27 protein-coding genes, 1 tRNA gene and 1 pseudogene are annotated in these 25,930 nt (G+C 46.4%); 24 read left to right on the forward strand and 5 right to left on the reverse strand.

The annotated features are described in order from the left end of the window. Positions 1–20 precede the first annotated feature (20 nt). The 4 genes and pseudogenes from folE to CMR00_01290 all read right to left on the reverse strand — a co-directional run bounded on the left by folE (position 21) and on the right by CMR00_01290 (position 3,813). Positions 21–677 carry a GTP cyclohydrolase I FolE gene (gene folE / locus CMR00_01275; protein ID PIO49009.1) on the reverse strand — a complete coding sequence of 219 codons (657 nt, stop codon included), beginning with the start codon at positions 675–677 and terminating at the stop codon, positions 21–23. 4 nt (positions 678–681) lie between these two features. Beyond that, positions 682–1,131, reverse strand: coding sequence for a 6-pyruvoyl tetrahydrobiopterin synthase (locus tag CMR00_01280; protein ID PIO49110.1), 450 nt, complete (start codon positions 1,129–1,131; stop codon positions 682–684). Positions 1,132–1,240: 109 nt separating this feature from the next. Beyond that, entirely contained in the window at positions 1,241–1,762 is a 522-nt protein-coding gene (locus CMR00_01285; protein PIO49010.1) for a hypothetical protein, read from the reverse strand. Positions 1,763–1,951: 189 nt separating this feature from the next. Further along, a pseudogene (locus tag CMR00_01290) lies at positions 1,952–3,813 on the reverse strand (hypothetical protein). Positions 3,814–3,951: 138 nt separating this feature from the next. On the opposite strand from CMR00_01290, the gene CMR00_01295 reads away from it, so the two are divergent. The 20 genes from CMR00_01295 (at position 3,952) to CMR00_01390 (ending at position 21,782) form a co-directional block, all read left to right on the forward strand. Next, on the forward strand, positions 3,952–5,244 hold the full coding sequence (locus tag CMR00_01295; protein ID PIO49011.1) for a hypothetical protein: 1,293 nt from the start codon (positions 3,952–3,954) through the stop codon (positions 5,242–5,244). A 79-nt stretch (positions 5,245–5,323) separates the two neighbouring features. Further along, positions 5,324–5,902 (forward strand): hypothetical protein, encoded by a 579-nt coding sequence (locus tag CMR00_01300; protein ID PIO49012.1) that lies wholly within the window; start codon positions 5,324–5,326, stop codon positions 5,900–5,902. A gap of 230 nt (positions 5,903–6,132) precedes the next feature. Further along, complete coding sequence (locus CMR00_01305; GenBank protein ID PIO49013.1) at positions 6,133–6,531, forward strand: Rrf2 family transcriptional regulator; 399 nt, start codon at positions 6,133–6,135, stop codon at positions 6,529–6,531. 83 nt (positions 6,532–6,614) lie between these two features. Further along, positions 6,615–7,844: an IscS subfamily cysteine desulfurase gene (locus CMR00_01310; protein ID PIO49014.1), complete on the forward strand. Its 1,230-nt coding sequence runs from the start codon at positions 6,615–6,617 to the stop codon at positions 7,842–7,844. A 42-nt stretch (positions 7,845–7,886) separates the two neighbouring features. Beyond that, complete coding sequence (locus tag CMR00_01315) at positions 7,887–8,309, forward strand: Fe-S cluster assembly scaffold IscU (GenBank protein ID PIO49015.1); 423 nt, start codon at positions 7,887–7,889, stop codon at positions 8,307–8,309. Between the two features lie 85 nt (positions 8,310–8,394). Then, complete coding sequence (locus tag CMR00_01320) at positions 8,395–8,721, forward strand: iron-sulfur cluster assembly accessory protein (protein PIO49016.1); 327 nt, start codon at positions 8,395–8,397, stop codon at positions 8,719–8,721. Between the two features lie 57 nt (positions 8,722–8,778). Next, on the forward strand, positions 8,779–9,117 hold the full coding sequence (locus CMR00_01325; GenBank protein ID PIO49017.1) for a hypothetical protein: 339 nt from the start codon (positions 8,779–8,781) through the stop codon (positions 9,115–9,117). 193 nt (positions 9,118–9,310) lie between these two features. Further along, positions 9,311–9,604 carry a hypothetical protein gene (locus CMR00_01330; GenBank protein PIO49018.1) on the forward strand — a complete coding sequence of 98 codons (294 nt, stop codon included), beginning with the start codon at positions 9,311–9,313 and terminating at the stop codon, positions 9,602–9,604. A gap of 67 nt (positions 9,605–9,671) precedes the next feature. After that, a complete protein-coding gene (locus CMR00_01335) occupies positions 9,672–10,445 on the forward strand; it encodes a hypothetical protein (GenBank protein ID PIO49019.1) in 774 nt (257 codons plus the stop codon). A 66-nt stretch (positions 10,446–10,511) separates the two neighbouring features. Further along, positions 10,512–11,405: a methylenetetrahydrofolate reductase [NAD(P)H] gene (metF, locus tag CMR00_01340; protein PIO49020.1), complete on the forward strand. Its 894-nt coding sequence runs from the start codon at positions 10,512–10,514 to the stop codon at positions 11,403–11,405. Between the two features lie 95 nt (positions 11,406–11,500). After that, entirely contained in the window at positions 11,501–11,848 is a 348-nt protein-coding gene (locus tag CMR00_01345; GenBank protein ID PIO49021.1) for a hypothetical protein, read from the forward strand. A gap of 3 nt (positions 11,849–11,851) precedes the next feature. Further along, positions 11,852–12,679: a methyltransferase type 11 gene (locus CMR00_01350; protein PIO49022.1), complete on the forward strand. Its 828-nt coding sequence runs from the start codon at positions 11,852–11,854 to the stop codon at positions 12,677–12,679. A gap of 29 nt (positions 12,680–12,708) precedes the next feature. Beyond that, on the forward strand, positions 12,709–13,914 hold the full coding sequence (locus CMR00_01355; GenBank protein PIO49111.1) for an amidohydrolase: 1,206 nt from the start codon (positions 12,709–12,711) through the stop codon (positions 13,912–13,914). After that, positions 13,911–14,330 carry a hypothetical protein gene (locus tag CMR00_01360; GenBank protein ID PIO49023.1) on the forward strand — a complete coding sequence of 140 codons (420 nt, stop codon included), beginning with the start codon at positions 13,911–13,913 and terminating at the stop codon, positions 14,328–14,330. Before CMR00_01355 ends, CMR00_01360 begins: the two co-directional genes overlap by 4 nt. Further along, a complete protein-coding gene (locus CMR00_01365; GenBank protein ID PIO49024.1) occupies positions 14,284–14,817 on the forward strand; it encodes a hypothetical protein in 534 nt (177 codons plus the stop codon). Before CMR00_01360 ends, CMR00_01365 begins: the two co-directional genes overlap by 47 nt. Before the next feature lie 64 nt (positions 14,818–14,881). Further along, the gene (locus CMR00_01370) at positions 14,882–15,598 is read left to right on the forward strand and encodes a hypothetical protein (protein PIO49025.1); all 717 of its coding nucleotides are present in this window, start codon (positions 14,882–14,884) and stop codon (positions 15,596–15,598) included. 142 nt (positions 15,599–15,740) lie between these two features. Further along, positions 15,741–16,898 carry a hypothetical protein gene (locus CMR00_01375; protein ID PIO49026.1) on the forward strand — a complete coding sequence of 386 codons (1,158 nt, stop codon included), beginning with the start codon at positions 15,741–15,743 and terminating at the stop codon, positions 16,896–16,898. A gap of 275 nt (positions 16,899–17,173) precedes the next feature. Next, entirely contained in the window at positions 17,174–19,663 is a 2,490-nt protein-coding gene (locus tag CMR00_01380) for a DNA topoisomerase I (GenBank protein PIO49027.1), read from the forward strand. A 3-nt stretch (positions 19,664–19,666) separates the two neighbouring features. Beyond that, positions 19,667–20,110: a hypothetical protein gene (locus CMR00_01385; GenBank protein PIO49028.1), complete on the forward strand. Its 444-nt coding sequence runs from the start codon at positions 19,667–19,669 to the stop codon at positions 20,108–20,110. A 142-nt stretch (positions 20,111–20,252) separates the two neighbouring features. Beyond that, entirely contained in the window at positions 20,253–21,782 is a 1,530-nt protein-coding gene (locus CMR00_01390) for a leucyl aminopeptidase (protein ID PIO49029.1), read from the forward strand. Between the two features lie 288 nt (positions 21,783–22,070). Here CMR00_01390 and CMR00_01395 read toward each other — a convergent pair whose 3' ends face one another. Further along, the gene (locus CMR00_01395; GenBank protein ID PIO49030.1) at positions 22,071–23,729 is read right to left on the reverse strand and encodes an ATPase; all 1,659 of its coding nucleotides are present in this window, start codon (positions 23,727–23,729) and stop codon (positions 22,071–22,073) included. A 206-nt stretch (positions 23,730–23,935) separates the two neighbouring features. Here CMR00_01395 and CMR00_01400 point away from each other — a divergent pair, with 206 nt between their 5' ends. From CMR00_01400 to atpC, 4 genes are all read left to right on the forward strand, one after another. After that, entirely contained in the window at positions 23,936–24,121 is a 186-nt protein-coding gene (locus tag CMR00_01400; GenBank protein ID PIO49031.1) for a hypothetical protein, read from the forward strand. Continuing rightward, positions 24,112–24,184: transfer RNA gene (locus tag CMR00_01405), tRNA-Thr, on the forward strand. Before CMR00_01400 ends, CMR00_01405 begins: the two co-directional genes overlap by 10 nt. Positions 24,185–24,260: 76 nt before the next feature. After that, a complete protein-coding gene (atpD, locus tag CMR00_01410) occupies positions 24,261–25,658 on the forward strand; it encodes a F0F1 ATP synthase subunit beta (GenBank protein ID PIO49032.1) in 1,398 nt (465 codons plus the stop codon). A 4-nt stretch (positions 25,659–25,662) separates the two neighbouring features. Further along, the gene (gene atpC / locus CMR00_01415; GenBank protein ID PIO49033.1) at positions 25,663–25,920 is read left to right on the forward strand and encodes an ATP synthase F1 subunit epsilon; all 258 of its coding nucleotides are present in this window, start codon (positions 25,663–25,665) and stop codon (positions 25,918–25,920) included. Positions 25,921–25,930 lie beyond the last annotated feature (10 nt).

The raw sequence follows: 25,930 nt of genomic DNA on the forward strand, positions 1-25,930 counted from the left end.
ACGTACTGATGAACTGAAGCTTAGTTGAATGATTTGATTAAGCGCATAAACTCAGAGCGTGTCGCAGAGTTTTTCAGAAATTCACCTGACATTGCCGACGTGGTTGTCGTAGAATTTTGCTTCTCAACACCACGCATCACCATGCAAAGGTGCTTGGCTTCAACGACCACTGCTACGCCTTTCGGCTCCAAAACTTCCTCAATGACATCGCGAATTTCCTGTGTCATACGCTCTTGCACTTGCAAGCGCCGTGCATACACATCAACCACTCGCGGAATTTTGGATAGACCAACAATCTTCCCGTTAGGGATATAGGCAACATGTGCCTTGCCAAAGAACGGCAGCATGTGATGCTCACACATAGAAAAGACCTCAATGTCTTTGACCAACACCATCTCATCATACTTTTCATGAAAGACCGCGCTCAGGAGAATTTCTCTTGGGTCAGAACGGTAGCCACTAGTCAGGTACAGCAAGGCTTTCGCAACTCGCTCCGGTGTTTTCAAAAGTCCCTCTCTATCTGGATTTTCCCCTAAAAGACCAAGATTTTCCCTGATATTTTCAGCAAGTTTGGCAATCGTTTGATTTTCGTCAACAAAACTGTCGGCGTAGGGATATTCGTCATCATTGCGCAGATTTGAAATGAAGCGCTTCTCATTCTGACTTTTTCCTTGCATGAGGCTACTCCCCACGATAGGCAACGATGTTGCGCTCGGATTCGAAGACTCTGACTTCATATAAGTCGACTCCTTTTAAGTTCATGGTTTTGAGTTTTTGACTAATGACATCCCAGAATACTACAGCAATCACTTCAGCAGTCGGCACAGTATCCCGAAACATCTCTACGTCAAAGTTTAGGTGTTTGTGGTCGACTTTGGAGAGAATTTCTTCTTCGAGAATCTTTTTGAGAATCTTGAGGTCAAAGAGGTAACCTGTCTCTTTATCGACGATGCCGGTGAGAGTGACTTCCAATTCATAGTTATGTCCATGCCCGTAGAAATTATTGCAGATGTCATAGACCTCGCAGTTTTTCTCGTCAGAGAACGTCGGGTTGAACAAACGATGCGCGGCATTGAAATGCACTTTGCGCGTTACATAAACTTTGCGTGGCTGGGTCAGCATTTTGTTAATCTCGCGTGAGCAATCAACATCAGGCGACCAGCGCACTGGGCTTTGATAGTCTGTGGTGTGTGTCATAGTTACATGCTTTTTTACAAAGTTACCGCTTTTGCTGTTTTTCTCACGGCTTCGCAAAGGCAGGCAGTGGTTGGCTTTCTACACCTTTCACTTTGAGAGGATTCACAGTATTTGGAGCAATGCCTTTACACTCGGTCAGATATTTTTTGCAATCACGGCAAGAAAGTTCAAGCCATGCTGGGTTTCCATCAGGGTCTTGAAAAAGTGAGACAAACTTACCTTGTTCGGTTCGCTTCATTCCAAAGCATTGTTGCGTACATTCTTCAGTAAAATGCGCACTGGCACACTTACCATCAATACTGCGTAGGCAAACAAACTCTGCACAAATCACTGCCTCAGGATTAGGATGTGCAACGGGCTTTTGATAGCCACGCAGTTCCCGGCGAATCGTGAGCACCAAGCGCTGTGCAAAGAGTTTAACGCTCTTTAAGTGCCAGAGCGGGTTATACCAACGCACGCCTAACCCTTCCAAGAGCAGAAGGCTGTCAAGCGTTTGACGCAAGCGTGAATTTGGCGCGGTGCGATGACGAAGCCGGCTGAGGAGACTTACACGAATTTTTTTCATAGCTCTAAAAATCTATGCCGCTATAACTGTTTGCAAGTGTAGTAAGTTTCTAATCCAACAGCTCAAGCTCGTCTTAGAGCCAAATTCCCACTTCAATGTTGATGCGCAGGCGATGGTCTCAAGCGAAGTTACAACAAATTCCTGTCACAGATATAAACAAGCCTGAAGAGTGAAAGTGATTACAACCGATTAGTCTGGTGCAAAGACTTCTTCGCGTAGGGCTTGCACGTTTGCTTTCGACTGCGCCATTTTGTCAAAGACATAGTTGCCAATAACCAGCATATCCATTTCCGTGCGCATAAAGCAGCGGTAAGCATCATCAGGTGTGCAAATGATAGGTTCGCCTCGCACATTGAAGCTGGTGTTGAGCAGCACCGCACAGCCGGTCAGTTCTTCAAACATTTTGAGAAGGAGCCAGTAGCGTGGATTGGTCTCACGATGCACGGTTTGAATACGCGCTGAAAAATCAATGTGCGTGATTGCAGGCAAAGCGGAGCGCACCGTGTAGAGCTTGTCTTTCAATGGCAAGTCGTGATAGTTTTCGGGCAAGGCGTAACAAAGTTCACTCTGCACATTTTGCACCAGCAGCATGTAGGGCGAATCGTGATAGAGTTCAAAATACAGGCTAGCGCGTTCGGCAAGGACGGACGGCGCAAACGGACGAAATCCTTCACGAAACTTAATTTTGAGATTGAGCTTCTTTTGCATCTCAGCATGACGTGCATCGGCTAAAATGCTGCGCGCACCTAAAGCTCTCGGACCAAATTCCATTCGCCCCTGCATCCAACCTACAACTTTCCCTTCATCAAGCCACTTGGCAACATCACGGCAGAGCTGTTCAATGTCGCTGTAATATCTGGCAACCGCATCATATTTGCGAATGACTTTTTCGACATCCAATTCAGAGTATTCAGGACCGAGATAAGCGCCGTTCATCGCATCAAGTGTTTGCGCGACCATGCGCTCTTGTTCGAAGTAAAGATGATAGGCAGCCAGTGCCGCACCTAGTGCACCGCCTGCATCACCTGCGGCAGGTTGAATAAATAGGTCACGGAAAAGTCCGCTGTTGAGAAGTCGTCCATTTGCCACACAGTTAAGCGCCACGCCACCCGCCAGACACAGATACTCCGCCCGAGTCAGTCGCTTTGCGGCAGCTGCCATTTTGAGCATAATCTCTTCTGTAACACGCTGAATTGCCAAAGCAAGATTGCACTGCGACTGCGTGGGCTCGTCTTCTGGTTTGCGCATCGGTACGCCAAAAAGTGATGTCCATGCGCGTTCATCTATCATCTTCAGGCTTGTGGCATACGTAAAATACTTCTGGTTCAACCACAAAGACCCATCATCATAAATTTTAACCAAGTGCTCTTTGATGAGTTGCTCAAACCGCTGTGTCTCCGAGGCGTTGGGCTGACCATACGGTGCCAACCCCATGAGTTTGTATTCCCCGGAGTTGACCTTAAAGCCTAAAAAGTAGGTGAAGGCTGAATAGAGCAAGCCAAGCGAATGCGGAAAATGCAGTTCTCTAAGCGTCGTGATTTTTCGTCCTTCCCCAAGTGCAATTGAAGCAGTTGCCCATTCGCCGACACCATCCACTGTAAGAATAGCGGCGCGCTCAAAGCGTGAGGGATAAAATGCACTTGCAGCATGTGAAAGATGATGCTCCGAAAAAAGTAATTTCAAGCGCTTGCGATTATAAGGCATGACTTCTGCCAGAGCCTTCAGCAAAAGTGATTTGAGAAACATCTTCTCGCGTAGCCAGACAGGCATGGCGGCTATGAATGACCGAAGACCTTTGGGGGCAAAGGCATAGTAAGTCTCCAAAAGTCGCTCGAATTTGAGCAAAGGCTTATCGTAGAAAACAACCGCATCGAGTTGATCGAGTGCAGTGCCTGCGTAATCAAGACAGAACTGTATGGCATGGGCAGGAAAACTCGCGTCATTTTTTTGCGCGTAAAGCGTTCTTCTTGCGCCGCAGCTAAAATACGCCCCTCTTGAATGAGGGCAGCAGCAGAATCATGATAAAAGGCGGAAAGCCCTAAAATCTTCATAGCTGTCAGAACAAACCCAAACTTCTTACATTACAGTTTCGGGCATAATTTTCTTGAATGCTTGCGCAACTTAAAACGCGAGGCAGTGCAGTTTCATAATTAGTTTGTGCCACAAAATTACAGCAGTATAAGTGGCACGTGAAGAATTTACAAGTGCACCGCGAAGCTATGGCAAAAACCAAATCAACAGCATCTAAATCTAAGTTGGCAAAACCTACATTGCCTGCTTCTGCATCAGGTCAGAATTTGACAAAGAAAAAGTATCCCGCATGGTTTTATGGTGTGCTAGTGGCAATTCCTGCGCTATTCTTGCTCGTGTTTGAAGTCGGACTTCGCCTTGCTGACTTTGGTGAGAGCTATCCTGTCTTCGTTGAGTTTACAAGCAACCGCAATCAACTGCGTCTCAATCCAGAGATTCCAAAAAAGTATTTTCGCTCGCTGAGTAGTACCCCATCCACGATTCTGGACGTGTTTGCTAAAGTCAAAGCACCGAATACCTTACGCATTTTCGTCTTAGGTGAAAGCAGCACCGCAGGCTGGCCTTATCCGCCACATGTTGCATTTTCAAAGGCAATCGAGCGTGCCTTACAGGCACTCTATCCCGAGCACCATGTAGAAGTCATCAACTTGGGCATTGCAGCCATTTGCACTTACACAATAAAAGATTTTGTGCTGGCGCTGCTCGAACATCAGCCCGACCTTGTGATGTTCTACAACGGTCATAACGAATACTACGGCGTGTTGGGTGTGGGCTCTTCTATGCGATTTGCCAGCTCTCGCTTTCTGACAAATCTCACGCTTGCACTTCAAGAATTTCGACTCTATCAATTAGTTCAACGCATCGTGGCAAGCTTAGCACAGTTAGGTGTTTCATCTAAGACCGAAGACAACGGTACGCTGATGGCACGCGTAATTGGAGAAAGTGCAATTGGCTTTGAGTCTGATATCTATCGCAAAGGATTAGAACAATTTGAAGACAACATGCACAAGATGCTTAATGCCTTGTCAGCGCAGCGTGTGCCTGTTGTCTTGGGCACGCTGGTTTCAAACTGCAAAGATTTGCCACCCTTCGTCTCACTCAATGAAGAGCCAAATGCCGAGGCGCTCTTTAAGAGTGCAACGGAAAAACTGCGGGCTGGCGATTCGCTAGAAGCTAGATCGCTCTTTCTGCGTGCCAAAGATTTAGATGCCCTACGCTTTCGTGCCCCTGAAGCCATGAACGACCTCATTCGCAGACTGGCTGCTGAACATGGCGCCGTCGTCGCAGAAATTCAAGCTGAATTTGAACGCCGCTCACCTTACGGCATTATTGGCAATAACTTGATGTGCGACCATCTGCATCCTACTGCCGAAGGCTATCAGCTGATGGGAAAATTTTCTGCAAACTGCGCTCGAGCATCATCTTTTACCGCCAGATCCAAAACCGCTTAGTCCACAGACACTTGACAGCATCCTGTTTTCACCCGCACTCTCGCAGCTTGACCAGACTATCGCTGACCTCAAACTGCGCATGCTCAAAGGCACCTATCCTTTTGTCCCAAAAGGTCAGCCAAATGTGCTGTTACAAGCCTTCAAACCCAAGAATGTGATTGATACTTTGGCAATGCGCTGCGTAAGTGAAGACCTCAGTATTGAGGAAGCGCACTACACAGCGGCTGATTTTCTCTTCAGCCAAGGCGATAGCCTGAATGCAGAGCAGGAACTACACTCGTTTATTGCTAAACTCCCATTCTTAGAATTGCCTTACCGCAAAGCAGGACAACTTTTCATCAAATACAAACGCTTTGAGCATGCACTGCCTTATTTGAAGCGTGCTTACACGCTTGCCCCTACAGCATACAGCGCAAAATGGATCGGGCAAATTTTGGTCTATCAAAATCAACCACAGGCAGCAATTCCATACTTGGAAAAAAGCCTTACACTAGGTGGTGCAAATGACAGTCAGACTTACTACAATCTGGCGGGCGCATACTACCAAACAAACCACATTGAGAAAGCAATCGAATCGCTCAAACGCTGCTTAGAGCTTGCGCCGAACTATCCCAATGCACGCGCGCTGTATGAGCAACTGACAGCGCCAGAACCGTGAGGATGTGCAATCGCTCTAAAAAATTTTTGAAAATAAGTGTGAAATGTGTAATTTAATTCCGACAAATTTTATCGGATATTGAAAAATACAGGAACTTTCGTGTGGCTACGGTCGTTGAAAATAGTAGAGATTTGCAATTTTTTTTGAATCAAAATACGACTAAAAAAGTCTTATTTAGACAGTGTATAATATTGAGATACACTATCGAGAAAATTTAGAGAGGAGAGCGAATGTTACGGCTGACGAAGAAGTTTGAATACGGCTTACTTGCTGTGCGCTACATTGCCTCTACGCAGAATGGTGATGTTGCTACAGCAAAGGAGATTGCAGAAAACACAAACATTCCATTTGAACTTGTTGCAAAAACGCTGCAACAGATGGCAAAGTCAGGTTTGATTACATCTGTGCAAGGGGTCAAGGGAGGGTATAGGCTCAACAAGCCAGCGTCGGAGATTTCGTTCTCTGAAATTGCCGATGCGATTGGCGAGCCGATTCAACTCATTGATTGCGAAACCAATCCAGAGGGCTGCGATGCCTTCGTGGGCTGCGCCGTAAAAAAACCGCTGACGAAGATACAGAAGCGATTTAGAGAGATTTTTGACGAGGCAAAAGTGGCTGAAATTCTTTAATTCAAGTAACTTTTTTATGCCCAAGTTTGCCGTTTGACGATTTAATTTTACAACACCTTAAACTACCGAGAGGAGATTTGAATATGGCACTTGATTTGAGCCGACCTATTTATATGGATAACAACGCGACGACCCCGATGGATCATCGCGTCCTTGAAGCCATGCTGCCTTACTTTACTGAAAAATTTGGTAACGCAGCATCACGCAATCATAGCTACGGTTGGGAAGCAGAAGAGGCTGTCGAGAAAGCACGTGAGCAAGTTGCCAAAGCTATCGGTGCAGATGCAAAAGAAATCATTTTCACCAGTGGAGCGACAGAATCTGACAACATCGCGCTCAAAGGCGCTGTAGAGATGTATGCCGAAAAAGGCAACCACATCATCACAATGAAAACAGAGCACAAAGCTGTGCTCGATACATGCCACCGTTTGGAGCGTGAAGGTAAAGCCACAGTAACCTACCTTTCACCTAAACCTGATGGCTTAGTCGACCTCGATCAGCTTGAGGCTGCAATTACTGACAAGACCATCATGGTTGCAATCATGATGGCAAATAATGAAATCGGTGTCATTCAGCCAATGAAAGAAATTGGGGAGATTTGTCGCAAGCATGGTGTGCTTTTCTTCACGGATGCGGTGCAAGCAGTTGGCAAAGTGCCTGTGGATGTCAATGAGATGAAGATTGATATCCTTGCAATTTCAGGTCATAAAGTTTATGGTCCAAAAGGCATTGGTGCGCTCTATGTGCGTCGCAAAAATCCGCGTGTCAAGCTGACCGGTGTGATTGATGGCGGCGGTCAGGAGCGAGGCATGCGCAGCGGTACGCTCAACGTGCCGGGCATTGTCGGCTTGGGCAAAGCTTTAGAAATCGCTATAGAGGAGATGCCCACTGAAATGAAGCGACTGACTTACTTGCGCAATAAACTCAAAGATAGCATCATGTCGCAGCTTGAAGATGTCTATGTCAATGGCTCAATGGAAAGTCGCTTGCCTGGCAATCTCAACATGAGTTTTGCTTATGTTGAGGGCGAAGGCTTGCTTATGGGATTGAAAGGCTTGGCGGTTTCAAGCGGCTCAGCCTGCACATCAGCCTCGCTCGAGCCTTCACATGTTCTGAAGGCATTGGGAGTTGGCGATGAACTGGCACATTCTTCAATTCGCTACGGTCTGGGTCGCTTCACGACTGAAGAGGAAGTGGACTACGCCGCAAAAATCACAGTCGAAGCTGTCAATCGTCTGCGTGAGATGTCGCCACTCTATGAAATGGCGAAAGCAGGCATTGACCTTAAGTCCGTGCAGTGGGCGCATCACTAAGTTTAACTATCTAACATCAGCTAATTTCAAACGGAGGATAAAATGGCATACTCAGAAAAAGTGATCGATCACTACAACAATCCACGCAATGTCGGCAGTTTAGACCCTAATGCCGAGGATGTGGGGACAGGTCTTGTGGGCGCGCCAGAGTGTGGCGACGTGATGAAACTTCAAATCAAGGTTAATGAAGAAACTGGTGTGATTGAAGATGCAAAGTTCAAGACCTTTGGTTGTGGTTCAGCAATTGCCTCTTCATCGCTGGCAACCGAGATGCTAAAAGGCAAGACACTCGATGAAGCATTCGCTATCAAAAATACCCAACTGGTGCAAGAACTTAACTTGCCACCAGTGAAAATTCACTGTTCAGTCCTGGCTGAAGATGCAATTAAAGCTGCGATTGCAGACTTCAAGAAAAAGCAAGAAGCAAAGCGTCAAAAGGCGCAAGAAGCACTTGCTAACGCTTAATTGTAACTAACCAAGAGAAGTACTAACCAAGAGAAGTCAGTGCATCCAAATCGCTGACTTCTCTTTATTGAGGAGATGCACGAAAATGATTACGATTAGCGAAAAAGCTTTAGAGCAAGTCAAACGCCTCAAAGCGCAGCAAAACCTTGGTCCAGAATATGGCTTGCGCGTGAGCGTCAAAGGCGGCGGCTGCTCAGGGCTGTCTTATGGGCTCGACTTCGAAAATGAAGAGCGAAAGGGAGATCAAGTCTTCGAGGATAAAGGCATTAAGCTCTTCGTGGATATGAAGAGTTTCCTTTACCTTGCAGGTACACAACTTGATTTTTCAGATGGTCTCAATGGCAAGGGATTCCACTTTGTCAATCCGAATGCAGAGCGTACCTGCGGTTGCGGTCAATCGTTCTCGGTTTAATTTTTGGCAATTCAAAAAAGTACAACGCTCAAAGAGTATTGAAAATTGTAAAGTCTAATGGGCGAAGTGCGAAAAATTCCCGTTAAGTCGCAGGATGACGTCTGGTTCTTTGAAAAACAAATCAATTTGTTTGATATGCTCGATTTCTTCCCGAGTGATGCCATTCAAAAGAAAGATGGCACAGCAGGGAAAATGCTCAAAATCGAGACGGATTTAGGCTGGTCGTTTGAGACTGACATTGAATATGGTAAGTTTTGTTTTCACAAGAAATCCAAGTCGATGCATGGCACGGGTAAGTGGGTTGTGGAGTCGGGCTTAAGAGCAGGGGATGTTATTTGCATTGAAAAAATAGGGGACTATCACTACAAACTTTTCAAAGAATCAAACTCGGCTTAACTATGGAAGTGATTTCAATGTGTAGCGGTGCTGCACTCTTTTTTTCGCTTTTTACGGGATTTCCACGCGAAATTGTTTGCAATTCTTTTGCAGTTGCTGCCGACAAAGTGCGTGAAATATACATGCACTCGCAGTTTTACGCAGTTTTTGGAGACAATGCGCAACCTAACATGAACTAACTCAACGCACAAGAATGGACAACAAAGCATTGATTGAGTTCGATATTCAAGATTTTCTGTGGAATGGTATTCTCAAAGAATCGGTGTTTCGAGAAAAATTAGAAGCGCATGACTGGTCGCAATACGATAACCGCAAAGTCATTATCAAAGGCTGCGGGTCGACACCGATTCCGACTTGGGCATATATGGTCGTAACAGCGTACCTGGTGCAACATGCCGAAAAGGTAATGTATGGCGAAGCGTGTGCTGCCGTTCCAATTTTCAAGCGCACAAAAACTGCTGCTACGGAAACTAACGCACCTGCCTAAGCTACAACACTAGCGAATGGTGCGGGATACTGTAAACTATTGACAGTGTAAAAAAACAGCACAGCGATTGGAAGTTATTGTCCCTACCCTCGTCTCTCTTCTGGCTTCACTTCTGACGCTTTTCTCTGGTTTTGGTCTTGGCATGCTGCTTCTCCCCGCTTTCACGTTGTTCTTTCCTGTTGAAATTGCTGTGATGATGACAGCTGTTGTCCATTTTGCTAACAATCTCTTCAAACTCTCGCTGCTGGGCAAGTTTGCCGATAAAGAAGTGGTGCTGAAATTTGGCTTGCCTGCAATTGTTGCGTCATTTTTAGGCGCAAATGTCTTATCAACACTCTCAACGCTGCCTCCAGTTCTGACCTACCAAGTATTTGGCACGAATGCAGAGGTTTCAGTTGTTAAACTCACACTGGCAATTTTGATGATAGTGTTTGCGCTGTTAGAATTTCAGGAGAGTGAAGATCGTTTTGCTTTTGACCGAAAGTATCTTTTGCTTGGCGGCGCACTTAGCGGTTTTTTTGGTGGGCTTTCTGGGCATCAAGGAGCATTGCGGACAATGTTTCTTTTACGATGCAACTTAGAGAAAAAGACATTTCTTGCCTCTGGCATCCTAATTGCGTGCATGATTGACATCTCACGACTGCTTGTCTATCAACATCATTTGGCATGGGCGGCACTTTCAGAAAATGTGCTGACGCTGGTGTCTTGCATCTTGTTTGCGTTTCTAGGTGCGTTTCTTGGTGCAAGATTGGTCGAAAAAGTTACGATGCGCGGGGTGCAGCGAACTGTTGCCACAATGCTGATACTGATTGCCCTGCTGCTTGGCTTAGGAGTAATTTAGACCTTTATTAAAGCACACAAGCGTTGTATATTTAAGTTTTCCTAACAGACAATTGCACGACACGCTATGCTAGTGAAAGATATTCTGCGATCTAATAAAGCAGCTTTCAGTTTTGAGTTCTTCCCGCCTAAGCAGGAAGCCGATTGGGATAAGCTCTTTCACACGATTGCAGATTTAATGACCCTGAAGCCCTCCTATGTGAGCGTCACGTACGGCGCAGGTGGTACAACACGGGAGCGCACGCATAACCTTGTCGTGCGTATTCAGCAAGAAACGAGTCTAACTGTAGTCTCTCACCTTACGACTGTCGGCTCAAGCAAAGAGGAGATTTATCAAATTCTCAAACGCTACGATGAAAATGGCGTGCATAACATTCTTGCTTTGCGAGGTGACCCGCCCAAAAATATGCCGAATTGGACGCCAGAACATCAAGACTTCAAGTTTGCAGCTGAACTTGTCTCATTTATCAAAATGCATTTTCCACACATGGGCATTGGGGTAGCGGGTTTTCCTGAAGGACATCCTGCAACGCCAAATCGGCTCAAGGAAATGGATTACCTCAAAATGAAAGTTGATGCTGGTGCAGATTACATTGTTACGCAACTCTTTTTTGACAATCACTACTTTTATGACTTTTGCGAGCGATGCGAACTTGCTGGCATTCGTGTGCCGATTATTGCGGGCATTATGCCAATTACGACACGCAGCGGCATGAACCGCATGGCGGAGCTTTCGCCTGGAACTTGTTTCCCAGCCAAACTTTTACGGGCTATCAACCGTGTTAAGGATGAAGCGGATGTAGAAAAAGTCGGGGTGCACTGGGCAACAGAGCAAGTTGCAGACTTAATGCATAACGGCGTGAAAGGCATTCATTTCTATACGCTGAACAGCTCACGCGCTACACTCAAAATCTATGAAACCCTGGGCGTACAAGACTCCGAGCAACTTGCAGCAGTATAAATGCATCTGCTCACGATGTTGAATTCGCACTTCAGTATGCTCATAGGTTTAGCTCCTAGTAGTTCTACAACATACAACTTTACACCAGTCAGTAGATGAAAATTCCGATTATCATTCAAACCGCTACGCTTCTTGCTATCTCAAATCTATTCATGCTCTATGCTTGGTACGGACATCTTAAAGACTTAAGCGGTAAGGCGTGGTATGTAGCGGCTATTGTAAGTTGGTTTATTGCACTCTTTGAGTATCTCATTCAAGTGCCGGCCAACCGCATTGGCTTCACAGAGTATAGCGTAGCACAACTCAAGATTCTCCAAGAAGCAATTTCGCTCATAGTCTTTGTGCCGTTTGTCGTATTTTTCATAAAACAGCCGCTCAAACTTGACTATCTTTGGGCTGCACTCTGTATCTTTGCAGCGGTTTATTTCATTTTTCGCTCATAATGCATGCAATATGACCCGATTAAGCGCAGTCTGGGCAAGGTGTTTAACAAAACGCCCTTTCTGCGTAAAGTCTTTTATCGTTTGCTTGATTTGTTATTCTTGCGTGCCTGGTATGTGCACCGTGAGCTCAAAGCGTGGGCAAGTACGCAGCAAAACGGTGCACGCATCTTAGATGCAGGTGCTGGCTTTGGACAGTATGTCTATTTTCTTTCTCATCTCAATCAAGCGTGGCAAATTCTTGCTGTGGATGTCAAAGCTGAGCAAGTAGAAGATTGCAACCGATTTTTTCAGACAATTGGTAAAACGAACGTTGTCTTCAAAACTGCAGATCTGACCACTTTCTGTGAGCCTAATGCATTTGATCTTGTCTTGTCGATTGATGTCATGGAGCACATTGAAGATGATGTCGGTGTATTTCGCAACCTCTTCAACTCTATGAAAAAAGGTGGACTGCTGTTAATTTCCACGCCCTCCGATAAAGGCGGCTCGGATGCGCATCACGACCACGAAGAGCACGACGGACACACGCATGGGTTCATTGATGAACATGTGCGAGATGGCTACAGTCTTGAAGATATCGAGCAAAAATTAAAAATGGCAGGGTTTCAGCGCGTGGAAGCCTACTACACCTACGGCAAGCCCGGCAGTTTAGCATGGCGTCTTTCAATGAAGTATCCGATTCAACTGCTCGGCGTCTCACAAGTTTTTTTCACGCTCCTACCGTTTTATTATCTCGTTGTATATCCAGTTGCATTTGTGTTGAACTACTTGGATATGCATATATCGCATCAAAGTGGAACAGGATTATTGGTAAAGGCATGGAAAATGTAACTCTGATGCAGAGTGAGAAAAATGCTCTGATGACACATGAAGCCATCAAAGGTATCATTTCAGCAGAGACGGATAAAATTTTTGAGGAGCTGGTGGCACTGCGGCGCGATTTTCACCGCTATCCAGAATTAGCCTATGAGGAAGTGCGCACGTCGGGCATTGTAGCAGAGTACTTGGAAAGCTTAGGCTGCGAGGTACAGCGTGGGGTTGCAAAAACAGGTATCGTGGCGCATCTCAAAGGCGATAGAGCAACTGCACAATCTAAAGTTGTAGCCTTGCGTGCGGATATGGATGCTCTGCCTATGCCTGAAGAGACATCGCATCATTTCCGCTCGCTGATTGAGGGCAAAATGCATGCATGCGGACACGACGCGCACACAGCCGCGTTGTTAGGCGTAGCTAAAGTGCTAAGTACAATTCGCTGTCATCTTGCAGGCACAGTCAAATTCATCTTCCAGCCGTCTGAGGAAAAAATTCCGGGGGGCGCAAAGCCAATGCTAGATGAGGGTGTGTTTAGAGATCGACCGCCTGATGCGGTGTTTGGGCAGCATTGCATTCCGCAAGTGCCGGTCGGGAAAATTGGTTTTTATGCAGGGGCGATGATGGCTGCGGCTGATGAACTCTATATTAGCGTTAAAGGTAAAGGCGGACATGGCTCAGCGCCACACCGTGCAAGTGACCCGATTGTGGCAGCGGTGCAAATTGTAACCTCGCTGCAAACGATTGTCAGTCGCAATATGCCACCTTCTGCGGCAGTTGTGGTAAGCATCACGGCAATTCACGGCGGCAGTGCCACGAACATCATTCCAAATCAAGTGCACATGATGGGCACACTGCGCACAATGGACGAATCGCTCCGAGAACTTGCACACGCGCGTCTCAAAGATATTGTCCATTTTACAGGCAAGGCAATGGGCGTAGAAGCGGAGATTGAAATTCGCAAAGGCTACCCGGTACTCATTAACGACAAAACCATGACGGAATTTGCGTTTCATGCGGCAAAAGAATATGTAGGCGAAGAAAATGCACTGCATGCTGAGCCAATTATGGGCGCAGAAGATTTTGCTTACTTTTTACAGGCCTGTCCGGGTACATTCTGGCAGTTGGGTGTTGGCAATGCCACGCGTGGCATTGTGCATAACATTCACTCGACGCAGTTTGATATTGATGAAGAAGCCTTGCGAGTCGGCACAGGCTTTATGAGTTACCTTACTTGGAAATATCTTAGCTTGTGAAAAAGCCACTGCCACCGCGCACACTTGCCGCGCTGCGCCCGCCAAGTTATGAGCATCACTATTTCCAGAATTGGAAGTCGCACCGCTTCAATCCAGATGCCATGACTTTTAACAACTGCAATGCATGGTGGCTTGCAGAAGTTGCATTGCTTGCGTATGCAGATGTAGAGTTTATCCAGAAAGTCTTTGACGAAACCGAATTGCATGAGACGGGCGCAAAGGTAAAGACATTTCAAAAAGAAAGTTTGTGGTGTTTTGTGGCTTACACAGACCAGATACTATTGATTGCATTTCGTGGCACAGAGTTACAAAGTTTTTGGGACAGTGTTCAAGACTTGATAACTGATTTTAATTTTTTCCCGGTCAGCGATGGTGCTGGAGCAAAAAGTGCATCGTGGATTTTTGAGCTCAATTGAGAGTGTCTGGCAAGAACTGGAGGCGCATGTAGCCTCACTCTACATGCAAAAGCCACGCAGAATTTGGCTAACAGGGCACAGTCTTGGTGCAGCGTTAGCAACGCTTGCGGCAGACAAACTGACACGTGAGACTGTGCTTCCAGTGCAAGGACTATACACGTTTGGCTCGCCGCGCGTGGGTGACCTAAATTTTCTACAACGCTTTCTTACCTATCCCTTCTCGCGCAATACATACCGCGTTGTACTTGGTGAAGATATTGTGCCGCATGTGCCACCTGTGCGATGGTTTCGGCATATTGGGCGACTGCAGTTTATCAATGAGCGTGATGAAATGGTGTCTGTGATGCCCAGTTACCTGTCGCGCCATGCATTGAAGCATGCTCTGAAAGCACTCGTAAGATCGTTAGAGCCACTGAGTTTGAAAAAATTTCTGAACTTCAACAATCGTTTCTTATTCCTAATTTTTTGGCAGACCATGCGCCGCTGAGCTATGCCATTCGGACATGGAACTGCTATGTTCAATCACTTAACCAAAAGCCACGCAAAGCGATATGGCGCAAGATGCAACCGCTGTGAAAAGAATTGCTTTTATCACAGGTGCCGCTGGGAATCTGGGCACAGCAGTAACCAAGAAATTTCTAAGCGAAGGCTACCATGTTATCGCCACGCTTGAACCCGGACACGATAACACCGCATTTCTCGCAGCATATCCTGACGCAGAAACGCACACGATTGATGTAACACAAGAAGAACAAATAGGGGAACTTGTAAAGCGTACGGCAGCACAGCATCAGCGTATTGATGCTGGGATTTTTTTGGTTGGTGGCTTTGCAAAGGGGAATCTAGCAGAGACAAATGAGGCAGCATTAGACAAAATGTTTCGGCTCAATTTCAAATCGGCGTTCTTTTCAGCAAAGCCGGTCTTTGAGCAGATGCTCAAGCAAGGGTTCGGAAATGTGGTGTTCATTGGCGCACGCGCTGGTCTTGATCTTAAAAACGGCAGTTACGCAGTGGCATATGGACTGTCTAAATCACTGGTGTTTCGTCTCGCTGAACTCTTCAATGCTGAAGGCAATCCCAAAGGTGTTAGCGCATCGGTTATTGTCCCAAGCATTATTGACACACCACAAAACCGCGCCTCCATGCCCAATGCGGATTACAAGTCGTGGATAAAGCCAGAAGAACTTGCAGATGCTATCTACTTTACTTGCTCTACAGTCGGCTCCAAACTGCGCGATACAGTCCTCAAAGTCTATCACGATGCATAACTGTATCTCTTAGACTAAGTCTAGAATTCTATTAACTTTTTATGCATTTTGACAGACAAAAAGACTTAACTTTGTGGTGCTGATACAGCCAAATCAGAGGTCGTGGTTGTGTCGGTTTAACCTAAAAGTAAGGAGTATAGCTATGAACTACCGTTATTTTCTTTCGCTCTTTGTGTTACTGTCTCTACCGTTATGGATAGGATGTTCGGGCAGTAGCGACAACCCCGTTGACACCCAAAGCGAACTTACTGGTCAGGTCATCAATACATCTCAAATTGGTGTGCGCAATGCTACTGTTGCCCTCGTCAAACAAGGGGAAAGCTCACCGACTTTTACCACCACCACGAATGACACAGGCGGTTATGTGATTCGCAATATCCCAAGTGGTGCATACGCGCTGCGTCTTTCTGCTGCAGGTTATACTGCGCGTGAAGTGACTGGGCTCAACATTGCAGCCAATGCGCGCCGCATCGATACGCTCCTTGGACCAGCGACGGTATCAGGGCAAATTCTCAACTCTCAAACAGGTCGAGGACTTGCAAATGCTACCGTGAGTTTCAATTTCGGTACAGATACATCGATTGTACTAACCGCTGTGCGTGCAATTACTGATGCAAATGGCAATTTCACCATTCGCAATGCACCGAGTGGCACATTTGTTTGCATCGTTCGGGCGTCTGGCTTTATTCCACAAGTGATTCGTAATGTCGTCTTCAATCCAACTGGCACCACGTCATTACCACCCTCGACGATTGTGCAGCGCCCTGCTGTTGGTGCATTTCGCATCGTGCTGACATGGGGAGAAAATCCTCGTGATTTAGATTCTTATCTGACCGGACCGCTCACAGGCACAAGTCGATTCATCTGCTATTTTGCAAATAAGGGACCGACAAACAGCAATGTGGAACTTGATGTGGATGATATAACCAGTTATGGACCGGAGACCATCACTATTGCGGCTTTTCGAGATGGGGTCTATCGGTATTCTGTGCACAACTATTCTGATCAAAGTGCAAATGGGTTCAGAGGTATTGTAAATTCGCCAGCGCTTGTGCAGGTGTTTGATAATACTGGGCTGATAAGGGAATTTTCACCACCGACGCCACCAGCGAATGCTGCAGGCAACGCTTGGCGCGTGTTTGAAATCAATGTATCTGGCACAACGCGTACGATTGTACCTGTCAATACCTATGTTACAGGCAATGTGGGCGATGTCAGTACCTTTGCAGCAGGTTCAGCATCTGCCAGCGTGCAGATGTCTAAGAAACACAAAGCTGTGGCACGTCCAGAGGATTTTTAAGGTGAGTATCTGAGAAAGACCCATCAGTAGGGGATCAGTAGGGGATTGATGCTGAAAAGTTATCAATCCCTTTTTTATTTGCTATCATCGTCGAGTGGCTGAAAACCCTTGATTTTACAGGCTGCTGCGCATAGCGTTGGCGCTGGAGCTTGAAGAGCGATGTATAAACATTTGATTTTGTCGTATTGCCAAGTATCTTTGACCAAATTTTGGAACCTTTTTTGTTCAGATAAGTAGTAGTTCTTGAATCGTTGTCGTTAAACGGAAGTAGGCGTATGCCAGCAAAAAAGAAATCGATTAGTCAAGAGTCTGCATCAGAAAATCATCAAGCAAAGAGCGAAAAAAAGTCGCCCGTAAAACGTGCTGTGCAGAGCGATGATGATGTACAGTTTAAGGGCGATGCAACAGGCAAGCGTCTGGTCATTGTAGAATCGCCTTCCAAAGCCAAAACAATTAACAAGTACCTAGGAAAAGACTTCGCTGTTTTTGCCTCGATTGGACATATCAAAGAACTGCCGCGCAAAGAAATTGGGATCAATTTTGAGCATCACTATGAACCACGTTACGAAATCATTGCAGGCAAGGAAAAAGTGGTGCGAGAGATGAAAAAACTTGCCAAAGCGGCTGATGAAGTGCTGATTGCAACCGACCCAGACCGTGAGGGTGAAGCAATCGCATGGCACATTGCAAATGAACTAGAAGACCTGCATAAGCCGACGCACCGTGTGCTCTTCAACGAAATTACGCCCAAAGCTGTACGCGAAGCAATTGAACAGCCACGTGAGATTAATTACAACCTCGTGCGCTCACAGCAAGCGCGTCAAGCCATGGATAAGATTGTGGGCTATAAAGTGAGTCCTTTTCTGTGGGAGACAGTACTGCGCGGTCTTTCAGCAGGGCGCGTACAGTCCGTGGCTCTGCGTCTTGTGTGCGAGCGTGAGGCTGAAATCGAGGCGTTTCAGCCCAAAGAGTATTGGTCTATCATCGGCGAGTTTCTGACCGAGCGCGGTGAAAAAATTGTCGCCAAGCTGACTAAAGTGGGCGGCAAGGATGTGGAGATTCCAAATGAAGAAACCGCTAAAGCGCTTGCTGCAAGAATTAAATCACGACTTTATGCCATTGCTGAGATTCGCAAGCGCAAGACCAAACGCAATCCGCCTGCACCTTTTACAACATCACTGCTACAACAAGCGGCGTCTAATCAACTTGGTTTTGGCTCAAAGAAGACTATGCTGCTTGCGCAACAGCTTTATGAAGGCATTGAACTTGGCGCTGATGGTGCAGTAGGGTTAATTACTTACATGCGTACGGACTCCAAGCGCATTAGCAAAGAAGCACAAAGCGAAGCGCGCGACTTCATCAGCAAGCAGTTCGGGAGTGAGTTTATTCCGGAGATGCCTATTCAATATAAGTCGTCGGAAAGTGCGCAGGATGCACACGAAGCCATTCGACCTACAGCGGTTGACCGCACACCTAAAGCCGTAGAGCGTTTTCTCAACCGTGATCAATTTCGGCTTTACGAACTCATTTGGAAACGCTTCCTTGCCTCGCAGATGTCGCCAGCAGAACTGGAGCAAACCAGCGTCGATATTTTGGACAACGAGCAAGAGTTTCTCTTCCGCGCTTCAGGCAGTGTGGTGCTCTTTGAAGGATTCCTCAAAGTGTTTGGCGATGCAAAAGAATTGGATTATGAAGAGCGCAAATCTACCAAAGAAGAAGGCGAGAGCGATGAGAGCCGTACGCTCTTGCCCAAAAACCTACAAGAGCGCGATAAATTGAATTTGGCTGCGCTCAAAGAAACACAGCACTTTACAAAACCACCTGCACGCTACACTGAAGCCAGTTTGGTCAAAGAACTTGACAACTACGGCATTGGTCGACCCTCAACATACGCCACGATTATGTCGACCCTCGTCGAGCGCAATTATGTTGAAATCCGCGACCGCCGACTTTTCCCGACTGAACTTGGCAAAGATGTCTCAAAAATTCTTGTAGCCAACTTCCCTGAACTCTTCAATGTAGAGTTCACGGCGAAAATGGAAGATGACCTCGATAAAGTTGCTACAGGTGAAGATGAGTATGAAAAATTGCTCGATAGATTTTACTTGCCGTTTGAGAAAGCCTTGCAACTGCGCCAAGCCGCTCCAATTCTACCGCAGAACGACAATGCTGAAATTTGCGACGTATGCCACGAAGGACGAATGATTGTCAAATGGACAAAGTCGGGCAAGTTTTTAGGCTGTTCGCGCTATCCGAAATGCAAAAACATCAAGCCAATTGCTGTACCCAAAGCCGCACCAGTTGAGACCGGCATCAAATGCCCGAAGTGTGAAACAGGACGAATGGTAATCAAGCAAGGCAAGTTTGGGAAGTTTCTAGCTTGCACGAATTATCCAAGTTGTGACAGTATTTTGAACCTGGATAAGTATGGCAGAATTGCTCCGCCGAAACTACCGCCACTGCAAACCACAGTCTCTTGTCCAAAGTGCAATGCGCCGATGTATCTACGTGAGAGCAAGCGTGGGCTATGGTTTAGTTGCACACGCTTCCCGAAGTGCCGAGGCATTCGCTCGTGGAAGGAATTTGATGAACAGGAACAAGCAAAGTGGTCTTTTGCGTTCGAGCAGCATCGGCAGAAATTTCCGCCAGTTGAAATTAAGATGTTAGATGGCACACCACTCGACTTTTCTATCAAGTTAGATGACCTGATTGCGGCAAATGTTGAAGCCGTACCCGCTCTCAGCGTAGAACAAACCGAAGAATAAGTGATGACGGAATTGAAACTGTACTTAGAGACACCGCAGAGCCGAATTCCCCATCTTGGCACACAAATCTTCATGGCGCTCTCTTGGCTAATCATTGGCGGCTTAGTGTTGCTGGTGTATCGTGATACATTTTTTCTGGTCTCATTTTCTCTCATCTCAATATGCTGGCTGGGGCTAGCGTGGTGGCATACACACAAGCAACCTAAGTTTTTTGTGGCGCTCAACCCTAACGGCATTACCATTAAGACCTCTCATCTCTCTGAAATCGAATTTTTCTGGCGTGACCTTTCTTTTATTCGTGTTGAAGTTAGCGCAATGACACTGCGCTTGAAGTCTGGCGATGAATATGACATCGGATTAGATCGCCTGTCTGCAGAACAGCGTCAGCAGTGGAAAGAGGCGCTCAATGATGCAGCTACAAAGCATGGTGTGGAGATAAAACTGTAAGCAACCTGCAAGAAGTCGTCAGCAGATTGTCAGAGATACAGTGTAGCCTCAAAGAGCAGATGCATAACTTTGTCTTGTGCTATCAAAAACTCTATCTTAAAAGATTCAAACTTTAACACTTCAACTTACAATACTTTCAACAATGAGAGTTGTTATTTCAAAAGTCGACATTCGCTCGCAAGTCTTAGATGCGGCAGGATTTTTTATCTCTAAAGCAGCGCGTGAAAGAGAGCTAAGCGCGCTTTCTGCAATTGTCGGCGTCAACACGGCTGGAATAAATGGCGATTTCAAAGCTGGTGAAGGCGATATTCTGATGCTGTATCCAAAGTCTGACACTATTGAAGCCACACGAGTTTTTTTATTAGGACTCGGCGAACTGACTTCACTGGAGTCTATTCGCAAAGCTGCTGCGGCATTTGCCAGCAAAGCTAGAGAAATGCAACTCGTAAAAGCTGGCATCGACCTCACAAATGTGCAAACGCTCGCTCAAACTTTGAATGAAGACCTCTCCTATGTGGCGCAAGCTGTCGTCGAAGGATTTGAGTACGGATTGTATGAATATACTGCACATAAGACAGACAAAGTCAGCCAGTTGAAGAAAGGTAAAGCCTTCAAGCCTGAAAAGAAAGCGCAGTTCAAAGAGTTAATACTTTTCACAACCGAACAAGACTTCGACGTCGTCAAGGACGGTGCTGATGTTGGATACATCATCGCCACGTCGCAGTCTATGGTGCGTGACCTTATCAATGCCCCGAGTAATTATATGACAGCAACAGATATAGCTAATGCTGCAAAGGCTTCTGGCAAAAAGTATGGTTACAAGGTTACCGTATTTGGTAAGGAAAAATTGCAGCAACTGGGTTTCGGCGGGTTGCTTGGCGTCAATAAAGGAAGCAGTGAGCCGCCCACGTTCTCAATTTTGGAGTATAAGCCTGCAGGCAAAGCGAAAGCCAAAATTGCTCTCATCGGCAAAGGGGTAACATTTGATACAGGTGGCATTTCGCTCAAACCGTCAGAAAATATGGGCGATATGAAAGCTGATATGTCGGGTGCCGCTGATGTGATTGGTGCCGTAGAAGCAATTGCACGCCTGAAACTGCCGATTCATGTTATTGGCGCTATCCCAGCAACGGATAACAAACCCAGTGGCACAGCTCAAAACCCAGGTGATGTATTAACCACTTACTCTGGAATTACAGTCGAGATCGATAACACCGATGCAGAAGGTCGACTGATTCTGGCTGATGCGCTCACATACATCAAAGAGCAGTATGAGCCAGATGCAATCATTGACCTTGCAACGCTGACCGGTGCGTGCGTTATTGCTCTGGGCAATCCTGTCGCAGGGCTCTTTAGCAACAATGATCAACTTGCTGATGCACTCTACAGAGCTGGGCTGCGCTCTGGAGAGAAAGTATGGCGCCTGCCGCTTTGGGACGATTATGACAAGCAAATCAAATCTGAGGTTGCTGATGTCAAAAACACAGGTGGTAGAGGAGCAGGGGCAATTACAGCGGCAAAGTTTCTGGAAAAATTCATCGGCGATCATCGCGCGTGGGCGCACCTTGATATTGCTGGTCCTGCATTTCCATCAATGGGTGGTGGACAAAGCAAAGGTAGTTCAGGTTTTGGGGTACGCTTGCTTGTGGAAGTCTTACGCAACTGGAATTAAAAAAATGAAAAAATTTTCTTGCATGTTCTTGCGTTTTTCAGATTGAACGTTTATCTTTGTGTTCACAAGTGGCAAACAGGTCGCGCCCGCGGCCTGTGGCATACGGTGTGGGGGACGTATGCCAGCCACATTTTTTATTTTAAACCAGCCTTAGACCTGCCTCGATAATCATTGCTTGCACAAGCGCACTTTTGCTCTACGCATTGAGCCAACGCTTCATCATCATGACAAGCGTGTTGAAAAGTCCGCTGCATCCAACACGAGTCTAGTACAACTCTCCTGATAGCATCACTCTTCGGGGAACATTGCTTTAAATAAGTGCTCTACTTTTTCCTGTCTAGCGCGTCCCTCTGTGAAGCCTATTGCTGCATAGAAATCAGCATCGTAGTTGCGCGTGCGAATAACAATAGGCATTGGAACGGCATGACCTAAAATTAAGACTTGCTGGCGCGTATCTAAACTTGCTAAAACATTGCGCATGCCACCAGCATTGCTGACACCGCTCAGCACCGCATTGATATCCTTTTCATCGGAGAGTGCCGCAATGATTTTCGTGCCGATTTGGCTGAGCACCTCATCATCAATACCAGAGGGGCGCTGGTCGACAAGCAAAAGCGAGACATAATACTTTCGCAGTTCTCGTGCGATTTTGCCAAACGAGGTTTGCGAGGCAGCACGCGGATTGAGAAACTTGTGTGCTTCCTCAATGGTAATGACAAGTTGCTTTGGCTTATTTTGTAAGCTTTGTGTGCACAGATACTTATCGGTTGCATCTTTGTAGGCTTTCTCGACGTGGCGCGTGATGATATTGGCAACAAGCAAGTAGCTAAGCATGTTGTCATATTTACCAAACTCGATAACGACACTGACACCGCGCTGCAAATCCTTAATAAGTTCTTCGATGACATTCAACTTATCTTTATTGTTACTAAAATCTAGAAATTCGCACACTGAGCGGAGTCTACGCAAGCGTCTCAAAAGGGCTTGCATAGAATTCAGCATGAGATTTTTCTTTTTTGCAAATTCTTGTGCTTCTTCTGGATTGTCCATCAGATTCATGGAGTGGCGTAACCAATCTTCCCCAAACTCGCCTTTGAGAATGCTTGTATATTCTGCAGCTGTTGGGGGGAGCCCCAGTTCATCTTGCAAAAGCAAAATGTCTTCTGGCTCAATTGTGTTGGTGCCAAGGCGTACTTCACGATCGCAGTATGCACCACGACTTCGGGTACTGGCAGGGTCGAGCGAGTATATTTTGACCTTGCCGCGTGAGGCAAAGAGCGGTTGCAAGCCTTTCACAGAAGATTGCCCCGGAGCCTCAGATGTGCCTTTTGTACCATATTCACTGTGCATATCAAAGACGAGATTAACTGCTGTGTCGGTTTTGATAAGTCCAGCAAGCAATAAGCGCGTAATGAAGGTTTTGCCTGTGCCTGTGCGACCAAAGACTGCACTACTGCGCTCGGCAAAGCGTTCCAAATCAAGGCAAACAGGTTGCGACATATTGAGCGGCGTGCCAATGTAAAAGAATTTGCGCTTTTCGGTTTCGTTGCGTGATTCTGTGCCGAATACGCTAGCAATGTCTTCATCAGTAGCTTCAGCTACAGCAGCAAAGTGAGGGGGGATGGTCTTAACTGGTTCTATCACAGCGTCCTTGTGTTTTTCACGCATGAGCATCGGATGCAGCGAGACAATCGAGTAGGTCAGCGTGCCAGAAACAATGTGCCGAATTAAGTCATGATGAAAGTTAGGTGGGCTGGAGAGCAAGTCCTCATTTTTAGCCGCAAGACGCATATCGGTGATAATAGAGAAAAAATCGTATTGCTCGCCTTCCACGACAAGAAATTTTCCAGCTCTGATACTCTCAAGCGGAACATGCTCCAAGAGCTTCATATCAAGCCCTTCTAAAAGTGAGCCACGAATGATGTTACCAAGTACAGTTCTATTCATGCTACCTTTCTCCTATAAGGTGATGTGTTTTGTGACTTTAACATTGCAAATGTTGCCTTTTTGGATATTGCTTATGTTTTTGTGTTGCCTCTGTGGTGTTACGGCAAAGTTAGCGCTCTGCAAATCATTTGGCTTAAAGAGCATGTGCAGAACGTCGGGCAAGACAAGTGCTTTCTCAACACTTCGCATCGTAGCAAGTAAAAAACTTGGTGCAACAGAGTACAAGTATTACGCATATTCGTGAACGCAGGCGCGTGAGACGTTCAGCAAAATACAGTGTGCTTGAGCAATTTCAATTCAGAATATCGCAAAATGAGAATGTCCTTCTTGGAGACTTTGAGAAAAAAAGCAGTAAGTTGTATATTAGAATTTCAAAATTTTTGCCACTTTAGCTCAGTCGGTAGAGCAGCTGTTTCGTAAATAGCAGGTCGCGGGTTCGAGTCCCGCAGGTGGCTCGGCAGGCTTCGGCTTGCATCAAAAGCGCGATGCCCAAGTTTTCTATCCAAGGCTTTAACATCTCAAATTTTCCAAATGCAAGAAGGTATTATTTCTCAAATTATCGGTCCCGTTATTGATGTCGATTTTCCTAACGGTGACCTGCCAGCGATTATGACCGCCTTAACCGTCAAGCGTCCTGATGGCAGTGAACTTGTGCTTGAAGTGCAGCAGCATCTTGGTGAAGAGCGTGTGCGCACGATCGCGATGGACACTTCTGAGGGTCTGACGCGTGGCACAAAAGTCATTAACACAAATGCGCCAATTCAAACACCTGTAGGCGAGGCGGTACTTGGGCGACTGATCAATGTCGTCGGTGAGCCTATCGATGGCAAACCACCGATTAAAAGTGCCAAAAAGTATCCAATTCACCGCCATCCTCCGGCATTTGAAGAACTGACAACGAAAGCTGAAATGCTTGAGACGGGCATCAAAGTGATTGACTTGCTGGAGCCCTACACGAAAGGCGGTAAGACAGGGCTTTTCGGTGGCGCAGGCGTCGGTAAAACGGTGATTATCCAAGAACTCATCAACAACATTGCCAAATTTCACAGTGGATATTCTGTCTTTGCAGGCGTTGGAGAACGCACGCGTGAAGGTAACGACCTCATGCTGGAAATGGAAGAATCCGGCGTGATTAAAAATGCAGCGCTTGTCTTTGGTCAGATGAATGAACCGCCGGGCGCACGTGCGCGCGTGGCACTTACAGGACTTGCTATTGCTGAATACTTCCGAGATGAAGAAGGGCGAGATGTCTTACTCTTCATTGATAATATCTTCCGTTTCACACAAGCAGGGTCAGAAGTCTCCGCGCTCTTAGGACGAATGCCGAGTGCGGTGGGCTATCAGCCGACACTGGCAACAGAGATGGGCGCGCTTCAAGACCGCATTACCTCAACAACGAAAGGTTCGATTACTTCTGTGCAAGCCATTTATGTGCCTGCTGATGACCTAACAGACCCCGCGCCAGCAACAACCTTTGCACATCTTGATGCTACAACCGTGCTCTCGCGTCAAATCGCTGAAATGGGAATTTATCCTGCAGTCGACCCGCTGGACTCAACCTCAAAAATTCTTGACCCAAACATTGTTGGACAGGAACACTACGAAGTAGCGCAGGGCGTTAAGCAAATTCTGCAGCGCTACAAAGACTTGCAAGACATTATTGCCATCTTAGGTATGGACGAACTCTCTGATGAAGACAAGACGATTGTGGCGCGTGCACGTCGTGTTCAGCAATTTCTCTCGCAGCCGTTCTTCGTGGCTACACAGTTCACAGGTCTGGAAGGGAAGTATGTCAAAATTGAAGATACGATTCGTGGCTTCAAAGAAATCTTAGAAGGTCGTTACGACCATTTGCCTGAGGCGGCGTTCCGTCTGGTTGGCACGATTGAAGAAGCCGTTGAGAAAGCTAAAACTTTACCAAGTTACTAAAACGATGCCCTTTCAAGTTGAAGTCGTTACGCCAGTTAAGCAGGTCTTTGAAGGCGAAGCTGTATGTCTGACATTGCCCGGTGTAGTAGGTAGTTTTCAGATTTTGCAAAACCACGCACCGATTCTTTCAGCATTGAAAGAGGGTACACTCCGCATTGATTTAGCTGATAAATCATCGCAAACCTTTGTCATTTCAAGTGGTTTTGTAGAGATGAACAACAATCGTGCGATTGTTATTGCCGAATCTGTTCAAAAAGCCTAACAACCTTCTT

Source organism: [Chlorobium] sp. 445, from assembly GCA_002763895.1.
GTDB lineage: Bacteria > Bacteroidota > Chlorobiia > Chlorobiales > Thermochlorobacteraceae > Thermochlorobacter.

Coding starts and splice junctions, on each gene's coding strand:
- folE (PIO49009.1), bottom strand. CDS start 677: ATGCAAGGAAAAAGTCAGAATGAGAAGCGCTTCATTTCAAATCTGCGC.
- CMR00_01285 (PIO49010.1), bottom strand. CDS start 1,762: ATGAAAAAAATTCGTGTAAGTCTCCTCAGCCGGCTTCGTCATCGCACC.
- CMR00_01300 (PIO49012.1), top strand. CDS start 5,324: ATGCTCAAAGGCACCTATCCTTTTGTCCCAAAAGGTCAGCCAAATGTG.
- CMR00_01305 (PIO49013.1), top strand. CDS start 6,133: ATGTTACGGCTGACGAAGAAGTTTGAATACGGCTTACTTGCTGTGCGC.
- CMR00_01310 (PIO49014.1), top strand. CDS start 6,615: ATGGCACTTGATTTGAGCCGACCTATTTATATGGATAACAACGCGACG.
- CMR00_01315 (PIO49015.1), top strand. CDS start 7,887: ATGGCATACTCAGAAAAAGTGATCGATCACTACAACAATCCACGCAAT.
- CMR00_01320 (PIO49016.1), top strand. CDS start 8,395: ATGATTACGATTAGCGAAAAAGCTTTAGAGCAAGTCAAACGCCTCAAA.
- CMR00_01325 (PIO49017.1), top strand. CDS start 8,779: ATGGGCGAAGTGCGAAAAATTCCCGTTAAGTCGCAGGATGACGTCTGG.
- CMR00_01330 (PIO49018.1), top strand. CDS start 9,311: ATGGACAACAAAGCATTGATTGAGTTCGATATTCAAGATTTTCTGTGG.
- metF (PIO49020.1), top strand. CDS start 10,512: ATGCTAGTGAAAGATATTCTGCGATCTAATAAAGCAGCTTTCAGTTTT.
- CMR00_01345 (PIO49021.1), top strand. CDS start 11,501: ATGAAAATTCCGATTATCATTCAAACCGCTACGCTTCTTGCTATCTCA.
- CMR00_01350 (PIO49022.1), top strand. CDS start 11,852: ATGCAATATGACCCGATTAAGCGCAGTCTGGGCAAGGTGTTTAACAAA.
- CMR00_01355 (PIO49111.1), top strand. CDS start 12,709: ATGACACATGAAGCCATCAAAGGTATCATTTCAGCAGAGACGGATAAA.
- CMR00_01365 (PIO49024.1), top strand. CDS start 14,284: ATGGTGCTGGAGCAAAAAGTGCATCGTGGATTTTTGAGCTCAATTGAG.
- CMR00_01370 (PIO49025.1), top strand. CDS start 14,882: ATGGCGCAAGATGCAACCGCTGTGAAAAGAATTGCTTTTATCACAGGT.
- CMR00_01375 (PIO49026.1), top strand. CDS start 15,741: ATGAACTACCGTTATTTTCTTTCGCTCTTTGTGTTACTGTCTCTACCG.
- CMR00_01380 (PIO49027.1), top strand. CDS start 17,174: ATGCCAGCAAAAAAGAAATCGATTAGTCAAGAGTCTGCATCAGAAAAT.
- CMR00_01385 (PIO49028.1), top strand. CDS start 19,667: ATGACGGAATTGAAACTGTACTTAGAGACACCGCAGAGCCGAATTCCC.
- CMR00_01390 (PIO49029.1), top strand. CDS start 20,253: ATGAGAGTTGTTATTTCAAAAGTCGACATTCGCTCGCAAGTCTTAGAT.
- CMR00_01395 (PIO49030.1), bottom strand. CDS start 23,729: ATGAATAGAACTGTACTTGGTAACATCATTCGTGGCTCACTTTTAGAA.
- atpD (PIO49032.1), top strand. CDS start 24,261: ATGCAAGAAGGTATTATTTCTCAAATTATCGGTCCCGTTATTGATGTC.
- atpC (PIO49033.1), top strand. CDS start 25,663: ATGCCCTTTCAAGTTGAAGTCGTTACGCCAGTTAAGCAGGTCTTTGAA.